This window comes from Heyndrickxia oleronia (genome assembly GCF_017809215.1).
GTDB classification, from domain to species: domain Bacteria; phylum Bacillota; class Bacilli; order Bacillales; family Bacillaceae_C; genus Heyndrickxia; species Heyndrickxia oleronia.
In genome coordinates this window covers 3,226,983-3,242,117 of record NZ_CP065424.1, presented here as the reverse complement: position 1 = coordinate 3,242,117, position 15,135 = coordinate 3,226,983, and the positions used below count along the sequence as shown (strand labels likewise).

Sequence of the window (15,135 nt, the reverse complement as noted above, 5' to 3'; positions counted from 1 at the left end):
GACAATTCTTTTTTTTATCCCCAAAATTCTTATGATAGCCCCTATTTAAGGTCACTAGATAGCGTATTTTAATTTGACAAAATTCGAACGAAATCTTGAAAACTTCTCTAATTTCCCATACAAGAAATGACACACTTCAAACAGGTATGTACGATACCATTAAGAAAAGCTGGTATGAATAAAAAACATAGCAATTGGGGGGATAGGTTTGGTCGTCTATATGGACGTGATATGGCTTTTAAACTTCATTGTAGACGTGATGCTACTCTGGATAACTGCCATTATAATGAAACGTCCAATATCAAAATGGAAGCTTTTACTTGGAGGTTTAATCGGATCTTTACTAATTGTTATGAGCCTGACTCCGTTATCAGCTTATGCAGGAAACCCATTCATCAAATTACTTTTTTCCTTCGTAATGGTCTTTACAGTTTTTGGTTATAAACGCTTTAAATATTTTATATCCAATGTTCTTACCTTTTATTTTGTTACTTTCTTAACTGGTGGCATTTTAATCGGAGTTCATTATTTTATTCAATTTGATTTTCAATTGCAAAGTTCAGTTTTATTAGCATCAGTTAGAGGATTCGGTGATCCGATTAGTTGGCTGTTCATACTATTTGGCATTCCAATTGCGTGGTATTTCTCTAAGAAAAGGATTGAAACATTTGAAATAACGACCATTCAATTTGATCAATTAGTAGATGTCATGGTCGAGATAAATGGAGTTTCTATTCAAGTGAAAGGTCTTATAGATAGTGGAAACCAGCTTTACGATCCATTATCAAGGCAGCCTGTAATGATCATCTCAACCCAATCATTTAGAAATCAGCTTCCTACGGAAATTATAGAGGCTACAGAGCATTCAGAGAATTTTTTGCAAGGGAAAACGGAATTACCTTCCGAATGGAGTGAAAGAGTTCGATTCATACCTGCAAAGACTGTTAGTAAAGGAAATCAACTTTTGCTTGCGTATAAACCCGATCAAATGATAATTCAAAAAGATCATGAAAGCTGGAATGTACAAAAAGCGTTAATATCATTTTCAAATCATGCCTTATCAAGTGAAGATGTATTCCAATGCATCGTTCATCCCAAAATGTTAACAGGAATCTCAATAAAATCAGTATCTTAAACGCAGGCTGCTTTCATATTGTTTGTTGCTTTTGTATAAGCCCTGCTGCCTGCTATTCCAACTAGGCTTTATTGGTTCTTAGAAGTTTGTAGCTCTTGCCTAAACGAAAAAAGGTAAATTCAATTGTTTACTATAACTATACTCCTAAGATTATCTATTTAGAAGGAGGACATGAGATGAAAAAATTAAAAATAAAATTATCTTATTATTGGTACAAAGTACTTTTAAAATTGGGGTTAAAAACAGATGAGATCTATTATATTGGTGGAAGTGAAGCATTGCCACCACCCTTGACAAAAGAAGAGGAGGAAGTTTTATTAGAAAAGCTGCCAAAAGGTGATATGGCTGCACGATCTTTGCTTATTGAAAGAAATTTAAGATTAGTTGTATACATTGCCCGAAAATTTGAAAATACAGGTATTAATATTGAGGATTTAATTAGTATCGGAACAATTGGATTAATAAAAGCAGTAAATACCTTTAACCCCGAAAAGAAAATAAAGTTAGCTACATATGCATCAAGATGTATCGAAAATGAAATTTTAATGTATTTGCGGAGAAATAATAAAATTCGATCAGAAGTTTCCTTTGATGAGCCATTAAACATTGATTGGGATGGGAATGAATTGTTATTATCAGATGTTCTTGGTACCGAAGAGGATATTATTACAAAAGACATCGAAGCAAATGTGGATAAAAAGTTATTATTTAATGCTCTGCACCAATTATCTCCACGTGAAAAGCAAATCATGGAGCTCAGATTTGGTCTACTCGGGGGAGAGGAGAAAACACAAAAAGATGTAGCAGATATGTTAGGTATTTCACAGTCATATATATCAAGGTTGGAAAAAAGAATCATTAAACGATTAAAAAAAGAATTTAATAAAATGGTTTAAAAAAATATTTTTTTAAAACGCTATTTCTATCAGTAATTAGAGGATTTAACCATCTATCACAAATTTCATTTCATGCATAAATTTCCCACCCAAGGAGATACTTAATTTTGAACAGCAGCTCCTATAAGGGGGGGAAAAGACTTGAAGCGAAATAAAGTTGAAATTTGTGGGGTCGATACATCAAAGCTTCCTGTGTTAAAAAACGAAGAGATGAGAGAATTGTTAAAAAAAATGCATGAAGGAGATTTATATGCAAGAGAGAAGCTTGTAAACGGTAATTTAAGACTTGTATTAAGTGTTATTCAGCGTTTTAATAACCGTGGTGAGTATGTAGATGATCTTTTTCAGGTAGGATGTATTGGACTAATGAAATCAATTGATAATTTTGATTTAAGTCAAAATGTGAGATTTTCTACTTATGCGGTGCCAATGATTATTGGAGAAATACGTAGATATTTACGTGACAATAATCCAATCCGTGTCTCAAGGTCACTACGAGATATTGCTTATAAAGCGCTACAAGTACGAGAAAAACTTATGAGTAAAACATCGAGGGAGCCCACAGCAGAAGAAATAGCAAAGGTATTGGAAGTACCACACGAGGAAATTGTATTTGCTCTTGATGCAATACAAGATCCAGTATCCTTATTCGAACCTATCTATAATGATGGGGGAGACCCTATTTATGTAATGGATCAGCTAGGTGATGAAAAAAATCGTGATACGAATTGGGTGGAAGAAATTGCTTTACAAGAAGGGTTGCGCAGGTTAAATGACCGAGAAAAACTCATTATTAGAAAACGATTTTTTCAAGGGAAAACGCAAATGGAAGTTGCTGAAGAAATTGGTATTTCCCAAGCTCAAGTATCACGTTTAGAAAAGGCTGCCATTAAACAAATGAATAAGAATATCCAATAGTAGGACAAGTATCCCGTTTTTAGCGGGGTACTTGTCCTACATTATTTTAATGAAAGCTATTTTATTCTTTTGGCAAGATCAACTAAAGCCATTCCTAAAAAAATCAACTAAAGCATATACATGTAATATCATTGATTGGAATGATTTTTAAGGAGTGGTAAATTTGGTGAGAATATCAGAATTCCAAGTTAAAGATGTGGTGAGTATTTCTGATGGCCGAAAATTAGGAAATGTGGGTGATATTGATATTAATCTAGATACAGGAAAAATAGAAAGTATTATCGTTGGCGGTTCTGGGAAAATACTAGGTTTCTTCGGGAAAGAGGAGGAATTTATTATACCATGGAGTAATATTGTAAAAATTGGCGCGGACGTCATTCTTGTTAGATTTCGTGATCAAAATTACATGCAACAACAATTATCAGAACCGAAATAATCAATGATTGGGTTTGAGACAGATTATCCTCTTCTCTGACTGTTTATCTGTCTCAGGCACTAGTCCTGAGACACATTATTCAGTTTTCAGTCCTATTATGTGTCACAAGCACTGGTCTCGAGACACATTTTTTAGTTCTTAGCCCATTTATGTGTCTCAATCCCTGTTCTTGAGACACATTTTTTAGTTCTCAGCCCATTTACCTGTCTCAAGCACTGGTCCTGAGACACATTTTTCTCCTCAATTCTTCTTTATGTGTCTCAAACACCGATCTTGAGACACATTTTCCACTTCAATTCCTCTTTATCTGTCACAATCTCTTCTTTTACAAGTGATTTGATTTACAGTTTTTGAATGAACCAAAACGTAATCTGTGATAAACTATAAAAAAGAATCTAAGGTTAAGAACCTTATTAGGAGTTACGATTATGAGCGAACCTTTCCAAAAAAAAGAGAAAGAGTTTTTTATCATTGAAAATTGGAATCAGATAAATTCCCGGCTAATTGCTGGATTTACAACAAAGCTAGGCGGCCAAAGTGAAAAACAGTTTGCCTCATTAAATTTTGGGTTTCATGTAGGTGATGACCAAAAGAGTGTACAATCAAACCGGAAACTACTTTCCAAGAAGCTTGGATTTACTCTTGATCATTGGATAGGAGCCGAGCAAACACACGATACATATATTGCAAAAGTGGATCATGCTGATGCTGGAAAAGGAGCACTTGATTATTCAAGTAGTATCCAACGAACTGATGGACTATATACAGGTGAAGAAGATATTCTTCTCACTCTTTGTTTTGCTGATTGTGTGCCCTTATTCTTTTACGCGCCAAATCATCATATTATTGGCGTAGCTCATGCAGGCTGGAAAGGAACAGTAAATGGGATCGCCAAAGAAATGGTTGATAAATGGAATCAGGAAGGAATTAAACCAGAAGAAATTAACGTGGTAATTGGTCCATCTATTTGCAAAAATTGTTATATCGTCGATGATCGAGTGATTGAGAAAGTAAATACTTGGGTAGAAGATGATTGTCCATACCAAGAAATATCGGATGGACAATATCATTTAGATTTAAAAAAATTAAATCAAATGATTCTTTTAAAATCAGGAGTTAAATTGGAAAATATTGAACTCACTAATTATTGTACGAGTTGTGATCATCAAGAATTTTTTTCTCATCGACGTGATCATGGAAAAACAGGAAGAATGCTTAGTTTTATTGGTTTGAAAGGAGATATTTAAATGAAAGTGGTTGAAAATCTTTCAATCATTAATGAAAAAATTAAAGCAGCATGTGAAAGATCTAATAGAAACTCCGAAGAAATTAAACTTATTGCAGTTACGAAATATGTGACTACTGAACGTGCACAGGAAGCACTTCAGGCAGGGGTTAAAAATTTGGGGGAAAATCGTGATGAAGGTCTATTAAATAAATGGGAAACAATAGGAAACGATGCAGTTTGGCATTTCATAGGCTCTTTGCAAACTAGAAAAGTCAAAAATATTATTGATAAAGTATCTTTTATTCATTCTCTAGACCGACTTTCTTTAGCTGAAGAAATAAATAAGCGTGCCAATAAGCAAATATCTTGCTTTGTACAGGTTAATGTATCAGGGGAAGAATCTAAGCATGGCATTAGTCCGGAGAATGTGGTAAATTTTATACATGATTTAAAAGATTTAGAAAACATTAAAGTGATTGGTTTAATGACAATGGCACCTTTGACTGAAAATGTAGAAATCATTCGTCAAAGTTTTCGTGGATTGAAAGAACTTCAAGTGAAAATTCAAGAATTACAGCTTGATTATGCACCATGTAATGAATTATCAATGGGAATGTCTAATGACTATACAATAGCAATTGAAGAAGGTGCTACATATATTCGAATTGGTACGTCATTAGTTGGCGATGAAGGATGAAATAAGCAGGTCATCTTATAGGAGGTGTGAACATGGGGATAAAAACAAAGTTGAAATCATTTTTTTTATTAGATGATGAATATGAATATACAGAAGAAGAAAAGATGGATAGTGAGCCAGAGCGGGAACAATATACAAAACCTGCTAATCAGAGGCAAAATGTAGTGAGCCTCCAAAGTGTTCAAAAGTCTTCATCTTCTAAAGTGATTTTATTTGAACCAAGGGTTTATGCAGAAGCTCAAGATATTGCAGATCATTTAAAAAATAGACGAGCTGTCGTTGTTAATTTGCAAAGAATTGAGCATGATCAAGCCAAAAGAATTATAGATTTCTTAAGTGGTACAGTTTATGCAATTGGTGGAGATATCCAAAGAATTGGGACGGATATATTCTTATGCACTCCAGATAATGTAGAAGTATCAGGGAATATTTCCGATTTAATTCAACATAGTGAATTTGATTCGAGGTGGTCTTAAAAGGAATGGCATTAATAGTAACTATTTTATTAGAAGCAATTAAAATTTACTCGTATATTATTATTATTTATATTTTTATGTCATGGTTTAATGCTCAACAATCTTCTATTGGACAAATTTTTGGCCGAATTTGTGAACCCTATTTAGAACAATTTAGACGGTTTATTCCACCTATTGGAATGATTGATATTTCTCCAATTGTAGCTATTATCGTATTAAGATTAGCTAGCTATGGACTTAGCCAGATTTATTATTGGACCATCTAGGTAGTAATCATACTACCTTTTTCTTTTTGGCTCTTTTCTCAAACATTGTTGATATTAAGTAAAGTTTTAACGAAAAATCATCAACTCAAGAGCGTTACACCCTCCTTTTCACAGAGAAAAGAGCTGCAAACTCCATATGAATCGCTGGATTCCTTTATTGAGTGTAAAAGTCGGTTGTTTGGCTTTTACACAACCAACAAACTATACGAAAACAGTCTTCTTTTTCTATAGTAATCAATAAGTATAAGAGGTATTTATGGATAATATATATCAACATTTTAGATCAGAGGAAAAAGATTTTATTGATCAAGTCATTCAATGGAAACAGTTTGTCGAAGATCGTTATGCACCTAAGTTAGTTGATTTTTTAGATCCTCGGCAAATACATATTCTGAAGTCAATCATTGGCAATGAACAAAGTGTGAAATACGGGATTTTTGGTGGGAATTCTGATTGTGAGCGAAACAGAGTTCTCCTATATCCAGATTACTATTCCCCATCGCCTGAAGATTACCAAATTGCTTTACTAGAAGTAAAATATCCATCCAAATTTGTTACATTGACGCATCGACAGGTGTTGGGGACGCTTATGTCTATTGGATTAAAACGAGAAAAGTTTGGAGATATTTTATGCCAAAATGAGCGTATACAGTTTTTTATAGCAAAAGAATTATTGGATTATATTAAGCTTGAGTTCCGACAAATCGGTAAAACATCCATTCAACTTCTAGAAATCCCGTTAAGTGATGCAATTTCAACTGGGGAAGTTTGGCAAGAAATTCAAACGACAGTGAGTTCACTACGTTTGGATGCAGTTCTATCTTCTGTATACAATATTTCTAGACAAAAAGCCCAAACGCTTATAGCCCATGGTTTGGTGAAAATAAATTGGCGAATTGTGGAACAATCAGCTTTTATTTGTGAAGAAGGGGACGTATTGTCTGCAAGAGGACATGGAAGGTGTAAGCTGCTTTCATTTGACGGGAAGACCAAAAAAGAAAAATGGCGAATAAAAGCTGGTGTGTTGAAATAATTTGAAAAAGTTGCAGGAAAATCCCCACAAACTGTCGAATATCGGTATAATAGAGTTAGGAGTTCAACCGTCTTAACTTGAAGTTTTTTACTTTCAGGGGCTAGCGTTGAAGCTAAAGGCAAGCGCCTTGATATCTATTGAATATAGATAAAAATGTTTTCTGGTCTTGTTTATAGGACTTAATCATAAAGTTATTAAAGATTAAATTTGAATACATTGTGGAGGTGGCAGAATGCCTTTAACACCATTGGATATACATAATAAAGAATTTAGTAGAGGTTTTCGAGGGTATGATGAGGACGAAGTAAATGAATTCCTCGACCAAATTATTAAGGATTATGAAATTATCATTCGTGAGAAAAAAGAGTTGGAAGAAACGTTAAACTCTCTTAATGAACGCTTAGGACATTTTACCAACATAGAGGAAACACTGCATAAATCCATAGTTGTTGCCCAAGAAGCGGCTGAGGAAGTTCGTGGCAATGCGCAAAAGGAATCGAAGTTAATTATTAGAGAAGCTGAGAAAAATGCAGATAGAATTGTAAATGAAGCATTGTCAAAAGCTAGAAAAATTGCTTTAGAAATTGAAGAATTGAAAAAGCAATCAAAGGTATTCCGTACAAGATTTAAGATGTTAATCGAAGCTCAATTAGATTTGTTAAAAAATGATGATTGGGACCATTTAATGGAATTTGAAATTGATGCTACAGAATTAAATCTTGAAGAAGAAATGAAATAATCTTGACGAAATGAAATTATTTCACATATAATTTATAAAACTAATATTTTAAACGATGACAGGGACAGTACAATTATTTACAGGTCTTATTATATAAAGCGAACCAAGGATAGTGAAAGCTTGGTATAAGCAAATAATTGGAACATCACCCTAGAGTTCTTGAATTGAACACCTTTATGGTCAGTAGATAATAGCGATTCATTCACGATACGAATGCTAAGAGGCGGATAATCTATGATTATCTACTAGGGTGGTACCGCGGGAAAACCTTCTCGTCCCTTTACAGGGATGTGAAGGTTTTTTTGTTGTTTAAACATATCCATACAAAAGTAAGAAAAAGCCTATAGAATAGTTCTAAATAGGCAATGATGTGTATAGTGAATTCGGGATTTTTTAAATTGTTGGTCCCTATGATATCAAGGAGGAAGTAACATGGATTATAAAGATACGTTATTAATGCCAAAAACAGAATTTCCAATGCGAGGAAACCTTCCTAAACGCGAACCGGAAATTCAAGAAAAATGGAAGGAACTTAATATCTACGAAAAGGTGCAAGAGCATACAAAAGGTAGACCATTATTTGTCCTTCATGATGGACCTCCATATGCTAATGGCGATCTTCATATGGGGCATGCATTAAATAAAACATTAAAAGATTTTATCGTTCGATATAAATCAATGACAGGATTCAATGCTCCTTATGTTCCTGGCTGGGATACACATGGTTTGCCAATTGAACAAGCGTTAACGAACAAAGGTGTCAAACGTAAGGAAATGTCTGTTGCCGAATTCCGTAAACTTTGTGAGGAATATGCCTATCAACAAGTTGATAATCAACGTGAAGCATTTAAACGTCTAGGTGTACGTGGTGATTGGGAAAATCCATATATCACTTTAAAGCCTGAATATGAAGCACAACAAATTAAGGTTTTTGGTGAGATGGCTAAAAAAGGATATATTTATAAAGGAATGAAACCTGTTTACTGGTCTCCTTCTAGTGAATCAGCTTTAGCCGAAGCAGAAATTGAATATAAAGATATTAAATCTCCATCTATCTATGTTGCCTTTGAAGTAAAAGATGGAAAAGGTGTATTAGAAGCTAATACAAAGATTATTATTTGGACGACGACACCATGGACAATTCCGGCCAATTTAGGAATTGCTGTAAATCCGGAAATTGACTATGTAGTAGTAAGCGTTAATAACGAAAAATATGTAATTGCGAAAGCATTACTAGAAACGGTTTCTGAAGTTTTAGAATGGGAATCCCCTGAAATTGTTCAAACAGTTACAGGAAAAGAGCTAGAATATGTAGTAGCTAAACATCCATTATATGATCGAGATTCATTAGTAATTTTAGGTGACCATGTTACTACAGAATCTGGTACTGGATGTGTTCATACAGCTCCAGGTCATGGGGAAGATGATTTCCTTGTAGGTAAAAAATATGGGTTAGATGTTTTATGTCCAGTTGATGATAAAGGTGTTTTAACTTCTGAGGCACCTGGCTTTGAAGGATTATTCTATGATAAAGCAAATAAGCCGATTACAGAGAAGTTGGAGGAAGCTGGTGCATTACTTAAATTAAACTTCTTCACACACTCATATCCTCATGATTGGAGAACGAAGAAACCTGTTATCTTCCGAGCTACTGCGCAATGGTTTGCATCTATTGATAAGTTCCGTGAAGAACTTTTACAAGCTATAAAGGAAGTAAAATGGGTACCAACTTGGGGTGAAACACGCCTATTTAATATGGTCCGTGACCGTGGCGATTGGTGTATTTCAAGACAACGTGCGTGGGGTGTACCAATCCCGGTATTTTATGGGGAAAATGGTGACCCGATCATCACTGATGAAACAATCGAGCATATCTCTAATTTATTCCGTGAGCACGGGTCAAATATTTGGTTTGAACGTGAAGCAAAGGATCTATTGCCTGAGGGATTCACACACCCAAGTAGTCCAAATGGGGAATTTACAAAAGAAACAGATATTATGGATGTATGGTTCGATTCAGGTTCATCCCATCAAGGTGTACTGGTTGAACGTGATGATCTTCAGCGTCCTGCAGATCTTTATCTTGAAGGATCTGATCAGTACCGTGGATGGTTTAATTCATCATTAACTACTTCTGTTGCAGTTTCAGGTCAAGCACCATATAAAGGTGTTCTAAGCCATGGCTTCGTCCTTGATGGTGAAGGCAGAAAGATGAGTAAGTCATTAGGAAATGTGATCTTGCCTGGAAAGGTAGTCAATCAACTAGGAGCAGATATCATTCGTTTATGGGTAGCATCTGTTGACTATCAAGCAGATGTTCGTGTATCCGATGCTATTTTGAAACAAGTATCAGAAGTATATCGTAAGATTCGAAATACGTTCCGATTCTTATTAGGAAATTTATCAGACTTTGATCCTGCAACTGATAAAGTTAGGTATGAGGACCTTCGTGAAGTGGATCAATTTATGCTTGTGAAATTAAATAATTTAATTAAACAAGTTCGAAATGCTTATGAAGGTTATGAATATTCAACGATCTACCATAATGTGAATAATTTCTGTACTCTAGATTTAAGTTCATTTTATTTAGACTTTGCAAAAGATGTATTATATATTGAGGCAAAAGATAATGAAGAGCGTCGGGCAATGCAAACCGTTCTATATGAATGTTTAACAGCTTTAACTAAGCTCTTAACACCGATTCTTCCGCATACGGCTGATGAAGTTTGGGGCTATATCCCTGGCATTGAAGAAGTTAGTGTTCAGCTTACTAATATGCCTGAATATGTTGAAATTCCAAATGCTAAGGAATTAGAATTAAAATGGGAAAATTTCTTAAAATTACGGGATGATGTTCTAAAGGCACTAGAAGAAGCACGTAATGAAAAAGTTATTGGAAAATCATTAACTGCAAAAATTACTGTATATGTGAATGATGAAATGAAACAATTATTAGATTCCATTTCTGAAAACATGAAGCAATTATTTATTGTTTCTGGATTTGAGGTAGGTGGAGCGATCGCTGATGCTCCTGAAAATGCTGTAAAACTTGAACATGCAGCAATTGTTGTTGAAAAAGCTGAAGGTGAGACATGTGAACGCTGCTGGATTGTAACAACTGAAATAGGTAAGGACGAGAATCATCCAACATTATGTCAGCGTTGTGCTTCAGTTGTTAAAGAATCTTATGAAAATGTTCAATAAAATAATTGCTAAAAAACCCTTGAAGGTAAATCTTCGAGGGTTTTCTATTTTATGTAACTACATGAAAGACTTACTCCATCATCATTATCAAGATTCGGGTAAACTAACAATAATTCATTAAAGGAGGGAATATCAATGTGCCGCAATGATGATCAATTATTTTATTTACTTCATGATCTAAAAGCTGAATTAAGTGCATATGAGACAAAGGACGAATTAATTAAAGACATGATTAATGAAGAATTAAAAGATATTCATACAGCACTTTCTAAATGGAATAAAGGTAATTATGGAAAGTGTGAGCACAGTGGTGATCCAATCCCGAAAGAATGGCTGGAAACAATACCTACATTGAAATCCTCAGATGAATGGAATCAACTATGGTCATATGGGAAAATATCCATACCTTATAGTTGAGTACATCTTAAACTTTTCTAAAATCCCCCTGTATGCTACAATTCAAAAGAAGAAACGTAAAAACTATATAATTATAATGAAAAAGTAGATACGGGGGTATCCTTTGTGATTTATTACATACTGGCTTTATTTGTAATTGCATTAGACCAAATAACAAAAATGTTGGTCGTTAAAAATATGGAAATAGGAGAAAGTATTAATATTATTGAAGATGTATTTTCCATTACCTCACATCGAAATCGAGGTGCAGCATGGGGGATTTTAGAAGGCCAAATGTGGCTGTTTTATTTGATTACCATCATTGTTGTTGGTGGAATTATTTATTATCTTTATAAATATGCAAAAGGAAAACCCTTATTAGGAATCAGTCTTGCCTTTATGTTAGGGGGGGCAATTGGGAATTTTATTGATCGATTAATTCGCCAAGAAGTAGTGGATTTTCTTTATGCCAGAATTATTGATTTTCCAATTTTCAATATTGCAGATGCAAGCCTAACGATTGGTGTGATTCTACTACTTATTCAAATGCTTATAGAAGAGCGTAAATCAAAGGAGAAAACATATGGAAAAAATGGAACACATCATTCTTGAAAGTGAGAATAACGAACGTATCGACAAGATTATTTCCACTTTGAATGCAGAATGGTCCCGTTCACAAGTTCAGCAATGGATTAAAGATGGACATGTTAAAGTAAATGGAAAACAAATTAAAGCAAATTATAAATGCACGACTAATGATCAAATTGTCATTGATATCCCTGAACCAGAGATCCTTGATGTTCAGGCAGAAGAAATGAATTTAGACATTTACTATGAGGATGGGGATGTACTCGTTGTAAATAAACCAAAAGGAATGGTTGTTCATCCAGCACCAGGACATTTAACAGGTACACTAGTTAATGGCTTGATGGCACATTGTAAGGATCTATCGGGTATTAATGGAGTGTTAAGACCTGGTATTGTACATCGAATTGATAAAGATACATCAGGATTATTAATGGTGGCTAAAAATGATATGGCACATGAAGGACTGGTTAATCAATTAGTCGATAAATCAGTGACACGTAAATATTTCGCCATCGTTCACGGAAATGTCCCTCATGATTATGGAACAATTGATGCACCTATTGGACGTGACCCAAATGATCGTCAAAGAATGACTGTAGTTGATAATGGAAAACAAGCTGTGACCCATTTTCGTGTATTAGAACGATTCAATCAATATACATTTATTGAATGTGAATTAGAAACAGGACGTACTCATCAAATACGTGTCCATATGAAATATATAGGTTTCCCATTAGTTGGTGATCCTAAATATGGTCCTAGAAAAACATTGTCAATCGGTGGGCAAGCATTGCACGCAGGTATCCTAGGGTTCATTCATCCTCGGACGAAACAATATATTGAATTTGAGGCCCCATTACCAGAGGAATTTGAAAAACTGTTAATCGAGCTAAAAAGATAAGGTTGACAAATTAGTTATCTAGTATTAATCTATTAATAACTTAATATCCCCTTTAATACAGTCCTGTGAGGCTGGGAAGGAAACGGATAGTTGATTCAATTGTAAATTCGTAGACCCTCTCGCCGACAAGGTGAGAGGGTTTTTAATTTGTGAGGTGGAAAAATTGTCTCAAAAAGCTATCGTTCTTGATCAGCAAGCAATTAGAAGAGCACTTACTCGTATAGCTCATGAAATTATTGAGCGCAATAAAGGGATACAAGACTGCATTTTAGTAGGAATTAAGACAAGAGGTATTCATATCGCAGAGCGTTTAGCAGAAAGAATTGAACAAATTGAAGGCCGTCCTATTGATGTAGGGGTTTTAGATATCACATTATATCGTGATGATTTATCGAAAAAAAATGAAGATGCTGAGCCTGAAGTAAAGGGTTCCCATATTCCTAGTGAAATTAATAATCGTAAAGTCATTTTGGTAGATGATGTATTATATACTGGAAGAACTGTCCGTGCTGGAATGGATGCATTGATGGATATTGGCAGACCCTCCCAAATTCAGCTAGCTGTATTAGTTGATCGAGGTCACCGTGAACTTCCAATACGTGCAGATTTCATCGGTAAGAATATACCAACCTCAAGCAGTGAAAGAATTGTTGTAGCCCTTGAGGAAGTAGATGAATTAGATCAAGTAAGTATTTATGAAAACTAAATAAAAACCTTTTAAAAGCAGTCCAGAGAGGCTGACAAAGGTGGAAACTTTCTATTGAACCATTATGTTGTTCGATAGGTTGTCTAGCCCTCTTTGTAGCTTCTTGCTATAAAGAGGGTTTTTATTTTGACTGAAGCACAAATTATAGGAAAACTTAATGTAAGGGAGATTGAATCTTATGGGGAGAAATCCAGATATCGTACTAGATATACATGATAAACCAAATAAAACACAATGGATTAGTTTAAGTATTCAACATTTGTTTGCGATGTTTGGATCAACTGTTTTAGTTCCGCTTCTAGTCCACTTGAGTCCAGCAGTTGCACTTGCTTCAAGCGGACTAGGAACTTTAGCATATATTCTTATTACTAGAGGTAAGGTTCCTGCTTATTTAGGATCTTCCTTCGCTTTTATTGCCCCCCTAATTAGTGCTAAGGCATTAGGTGGTCCAGGAGCAGCCATGTTGGGAACCTTCTTCGCTGGAATCATATACGGTTTGGTCGCTTTGCTTATAAATAAATTAGGTTATCGATGGTTAATGAGACTCTTGCCTCCTATAGTAGTGGCACCAGTTATAATCGTCATTGGATTAGGCTTGGCAGGAACAGCAGTTGGCATGGCAATGTATGAAAATCCTGGTGCAGCATCACAAGATCTTGTCTATAGTACTAAGCATATCGTTGTTGCATTATGTACGATTGCATTCATTGTGATTAGTTCCACCTACTTCCGCGGATTCCTAAAACTAATTCCTATCCTGATCGGGATTGTTGGCGGATATATTGTCTCAATTTTTGCTGGATTGGTTGATTTTTCGGGAGTTATCCAAGCAAAGTGGATAGCATTACCTGATTTTGTTATTCCGTTTGTGTCATATGAGCCAAAATTTTCTTGGGAAGTCGTAATGCTTGTCGTACCGGTTGCCATCGTAACCTTGTCTGAACATATTGGCCATCAAATCGTATTAGGTAAAGTGGTAAATAAAGATTTAGTTGCAGACCCTGGATTGGACAGCTCCTTACTTGGTGATGGAGTATCAATCATTATTGCTTCACTCATTGGTGGACCACCTACAACCACATATGGTGAAAACATTGGTGTTTTAGCCATCACACGGGCATACAGTGTGTATGTAATTGGTGGTGCAGGTGTTTTTGCACTAGCATTTAGCTTCATTGGAAAGATTAGTGCCTTACTGAGCTCTATACCAACAGCAGTAATGGGAGGAGTATCTATTGTCTTATTTGGAACGATTGCAGCGAGTGGGTTAAGAATGCTTGTTGAACACAAAATCGATTTTGCTGATAATCGTAATCTACTGATTTCATCTGTCATCCTTGTTATAGGTATAGGAGGTGCGTTCATCAGGTTTACAGATAAATTTGAACTTTCAGGAATGGCATTAGCAGCTATTCTAGGAGTCATACTCAATCTTGTATTGCCAGGACGTCCAAAGGAAGATGAAGAGTTAGATTTATTTGGAGAAGTAGAAAAGTAAAAAGGAGATCACCTTTTA

Annotated in this window: 16 protein-coding genes and 1 other annotated feature; all 16 genes read left to right on the top strand. The window is 35.0% G+C overall.

Annotated elements, in window-relative coordinates:
* Positions 1 to 208: 208 nt before the first annotated feature.
* The 16 genes from spoIIGA to I5818_RS16135 all read left to right on the top strand — a co-directional run bounded on the left by spoIIGA (position 209) and on the right by I5818_RS16135 (position 15,117).
* The gene (spoIIGA, locus tag I5818_RS16210; RefSeq protein WP_071976632.1) at positions 209 to 1,135 is read left to right on the top strand and encodes a sigma-E processing peptidase SpoIIGA; all 927 of its coding nucleotides are present in this window, start codon (positions 209 to 211) and stop codon (positions 1,133 to 1,135) included.
* Between the two features lie 176 nt (positions 1,136 to 1,311).
* Positions 1,312 to 2,031 (top strand): RNA polymerase sporulation sigma factor SigE, encoded by a 720-nt coding sequence (gene sigE / locus I5818_RS16205; RefSeq protein ID WP_058002567.1) that lies wholly within the window; start codon positions 1,312 to 1,314, stop codon positions 2,029 to 2,031.
* A gap of 141 nt (positions 2,032 to 2,172) precedes the next feature.
* Positions 2,173 to 2,949: an RNA polymerase sporulation sigma factor SigG gene (sigG, locus tag I5818_RS16200; protein WP_071976633.1), complete on the top strand. Its 777-nt coding sequence runs from the start codon at positions 2,173 to 2,175 to the stop codon at positions 2,947 to 2,949.
* Positions 2,950 to 3,112: 163 nt separating this feature from the next.
* Positions 3,113 to 3,385, top strand: a complete 273-nt coding sequence (locus tag I5818_RS16195) for a YlmC/YmxH family sporulation protein (protein ID WP_058002569.1) — start codon at positions 3,113 to 3,115, stop codon at positions 3,383 to 3,385.
* A gap of 428 nt (positions 3,386 to 3,813) precedes the next feature.
* A complete protein-coding gene (pgeF, locus tag I5818_RS16190) occupies positions 3,814 to 4,632 on the top strand; it encodes a peptidoglycan editing factor PgeF (protein WP_071976634.1) in 819 nt (272 codons plus the stop codon).
* Positions 4,633 to 5,310: a YggS family pyridoxal phosphate-dependent enzyme gene (locus tag I5818_RS16185; RefSeq protein ID WP_078109730.1), complete on the top strand. Its 678-nt coding sequence runs from the start codon at positions 4,633 to 4,635 to the stop codon at positions 5,308 to 5,310.
* A 32-nt stretch (positions 5,311 to 5,342) separates the two neighbouring features.
* Positions 5,343 to 5,786 (top strand): cell division protein SepF, encoded by a 444-nt coding sequence (locus tag I5818_RS16180; protein WP_058002572.1) that lies wholly within the window; start codon positions 5,343 to 5,345, stop codon positions 5,784 to 5,786.
* A gap of 5 nt (positions 5,787 to 5,791) precedes the next feature.
* Positions 5,792 to 6,052: a YggT family protein gene (locus I5818_RS16175; RefSeq protein WP_071976636.1), complete on the top strand. Its 261-nt coding sequence runs from the start codon at positions 5,792 to 5,794 to the stop codon at positions 6,050 to 6,052.
* 256 nt (positions 6,053 to 6,308) lie between these two features.
* Positions 6,309 to 7,085 carry a YlmH family RNA-binding protein gene (locus I5818_RS16170; RefSeq protein WP_078109729.1) on the top strand — a complete coding sequence of 259 codons (777 nt, stop codon included), beginning with the start codon at positions 6,309 to 6,311 and terminating at the stop codon, positions 7,083 to 7,085.
* A gap of 232 nt (positions 7,086 to 7,317) precedes the next feature.
* Complete coding sequence (locus tag I5818_RS16165; protein ID WP_058002575.1) at positions 7,318 to 7,824, top strand: DivIVA domain-containing protein; 507 nt, start codon at positions 7,318 to 7,320, stop codon at positions 7,822 to 7,824.
* A 46-nt stretch (positions 7,825 to 7,870) separates the two neighbouring features.
* Positions 7,871 to 8,107: a binding site (T-box leader), on the top strand.
* Between the two features lie 149 nt (positions 8,108 to 8,256).
* Entirely contained in the window at positions 8,257 to 11,028 is a 2,772-nt protein-coding gene (ileS, locus tag I5818_RS16160; protein WP_078109728.1) for an isoleucine--tRNA ligase, read from the top strand.
* Positions 11,029 to 11,163: 135 nt separating this feature from the next.
* On the top strand, positions 11,164 to 11,445 hold the full coding sequence (locus tag I5818_RS16155; RefSeq protein ID WP_058002577.1) for a TraR/DksA family transcriptional regulator: 282 nt from the start codon (positions 11,164 to 11,166) through the stop codon (positions 11,443 to 11,445).
* Positions 11,446 to 11,550: 105 nt separating this feature from the next.
* A complete protein-coding gene (gene lspA, locus I5818_RS16150; RefSeq protein WP_058002578.1) occupies positions 11,551 to 12,036 on the top strand; it encodes a signal peptidase II in 486 nt (161 codons plus the stop codon).
* Positions 12,008 to 12,913, top strand: coding sequence for an RluA family pseudouridine synthase (locus I5818_RS16145; RefSeq protein ID WP_071976638.1), 906 nt, complete (start codon positions 12,008 to 12,010; stop codon positions 12,911 to 12,913). Before lspA ends, I5818_RS16145 begins: the two co-directional genes overlap by 29 nt.
* A gap of 163 nt (positions 12,914 to 13,076) precedes the next feature.
* Positions 13,077 to 13,619: a bifunctional pyr operon transcriptional regulator/uracil phosphoribosyltransferase PyrR gene (pyrR, locus tag I5818_RS16140; protein WP_058002580.1), complete on the top strand. Its 543-nt coding sequence runs from the start codon at positions 13,077 to 13,079 to the stop codon at positions 13,617 to 13,619.
* 178 nt (positions 13,620 to 13,797) lie between these two features.
* Complete coding sequence (locus I5818_RS16135; RefSeq protein WP_078109727.1) at positions 13,798 to 15,117, top strand: solute carrier family 23 protein; 1,320 nt, start codon at positions 13,798 to 13,800, stop codon at positions 15,115 to 15,117.
* The last annotated feature ends 18 nt before the right edge of the window (positions 15,118 to 15,135 follow it).

Bases quoted from the DNA above. Each gene is read 5' to 3' on its own strand.
- sigE (WP_058002567.1), top strand. From the start codon at position 1,312: ATGAAAAAATTAAAAATAAAATTATCTTATTATTGGTACAAAGTACTT.
- pgeF (WP_071976634.1), top strand. From the start codon at position 3,814: ATGAGCGAACCTTTCCAAAAAAAAGAGAAAGAGTTTTTTATCATTGAA.
- I5818_RS16185 (WP_078109730.1), top strand. From the start codon at position 4,633: ATGAAAGTGGTTGAAAATCTTTCAATCATTAATGAAAAAATTAAAGCA.
- I5818_RS16180 (WP_058002572.1), top strand. From the start codon at position 5,343: ATGGGGATAAAAACAAAGTTGAAATCATTTTTTTTATTAGATGATGAA.
- I5818_RS16175 (WP_071976636.1), top strand. From the start codon at position 5,792: ATGGCATTAATAGTAACTATTTTATTAGAAGCAATTAAAATTTACTCG.
- I5818_RS16170 (WP_078109729.1), top strand. From the start codon at position 6,309: ATGGATAATATATATCAACATTTTAGATCAGAGGAAAAAGATTTTATT.
- I5818_RS16165 (WP_058002575.1), top strand. From the start codon at position 7,318: ATGCCTTTAACACCATTGGATATACATAATAAAGAATTTAGTAGAGGT.
- ileS (WP_078109728.1), top strand. From the start codon at position 8,257: ATGGATTATAAAGATACGTTATTAATGCCAAAAACAGAATTTCCAATG.
- I5818_RS16155 (WP_058002577.1), top strand. From the start codon at position 11,164: ATGTGCCGCAATGATGATCAATTATTTTATTTACTTCATGATCTAAAA.
- I5818_RS16145 (WP_071976638.1), top strand. From the start codon at position 12,008: ATGGAAAAAATGGAACACATCATTCTTGAAAGTGAGAATAACGAACGT.
- I5818_RS16135 (WP_078109727.1), top strand. From the start codon at position 13,798: ATGGGGAGAAATCCAGATATCGTACTAGATATACATGATAAACCAAAT.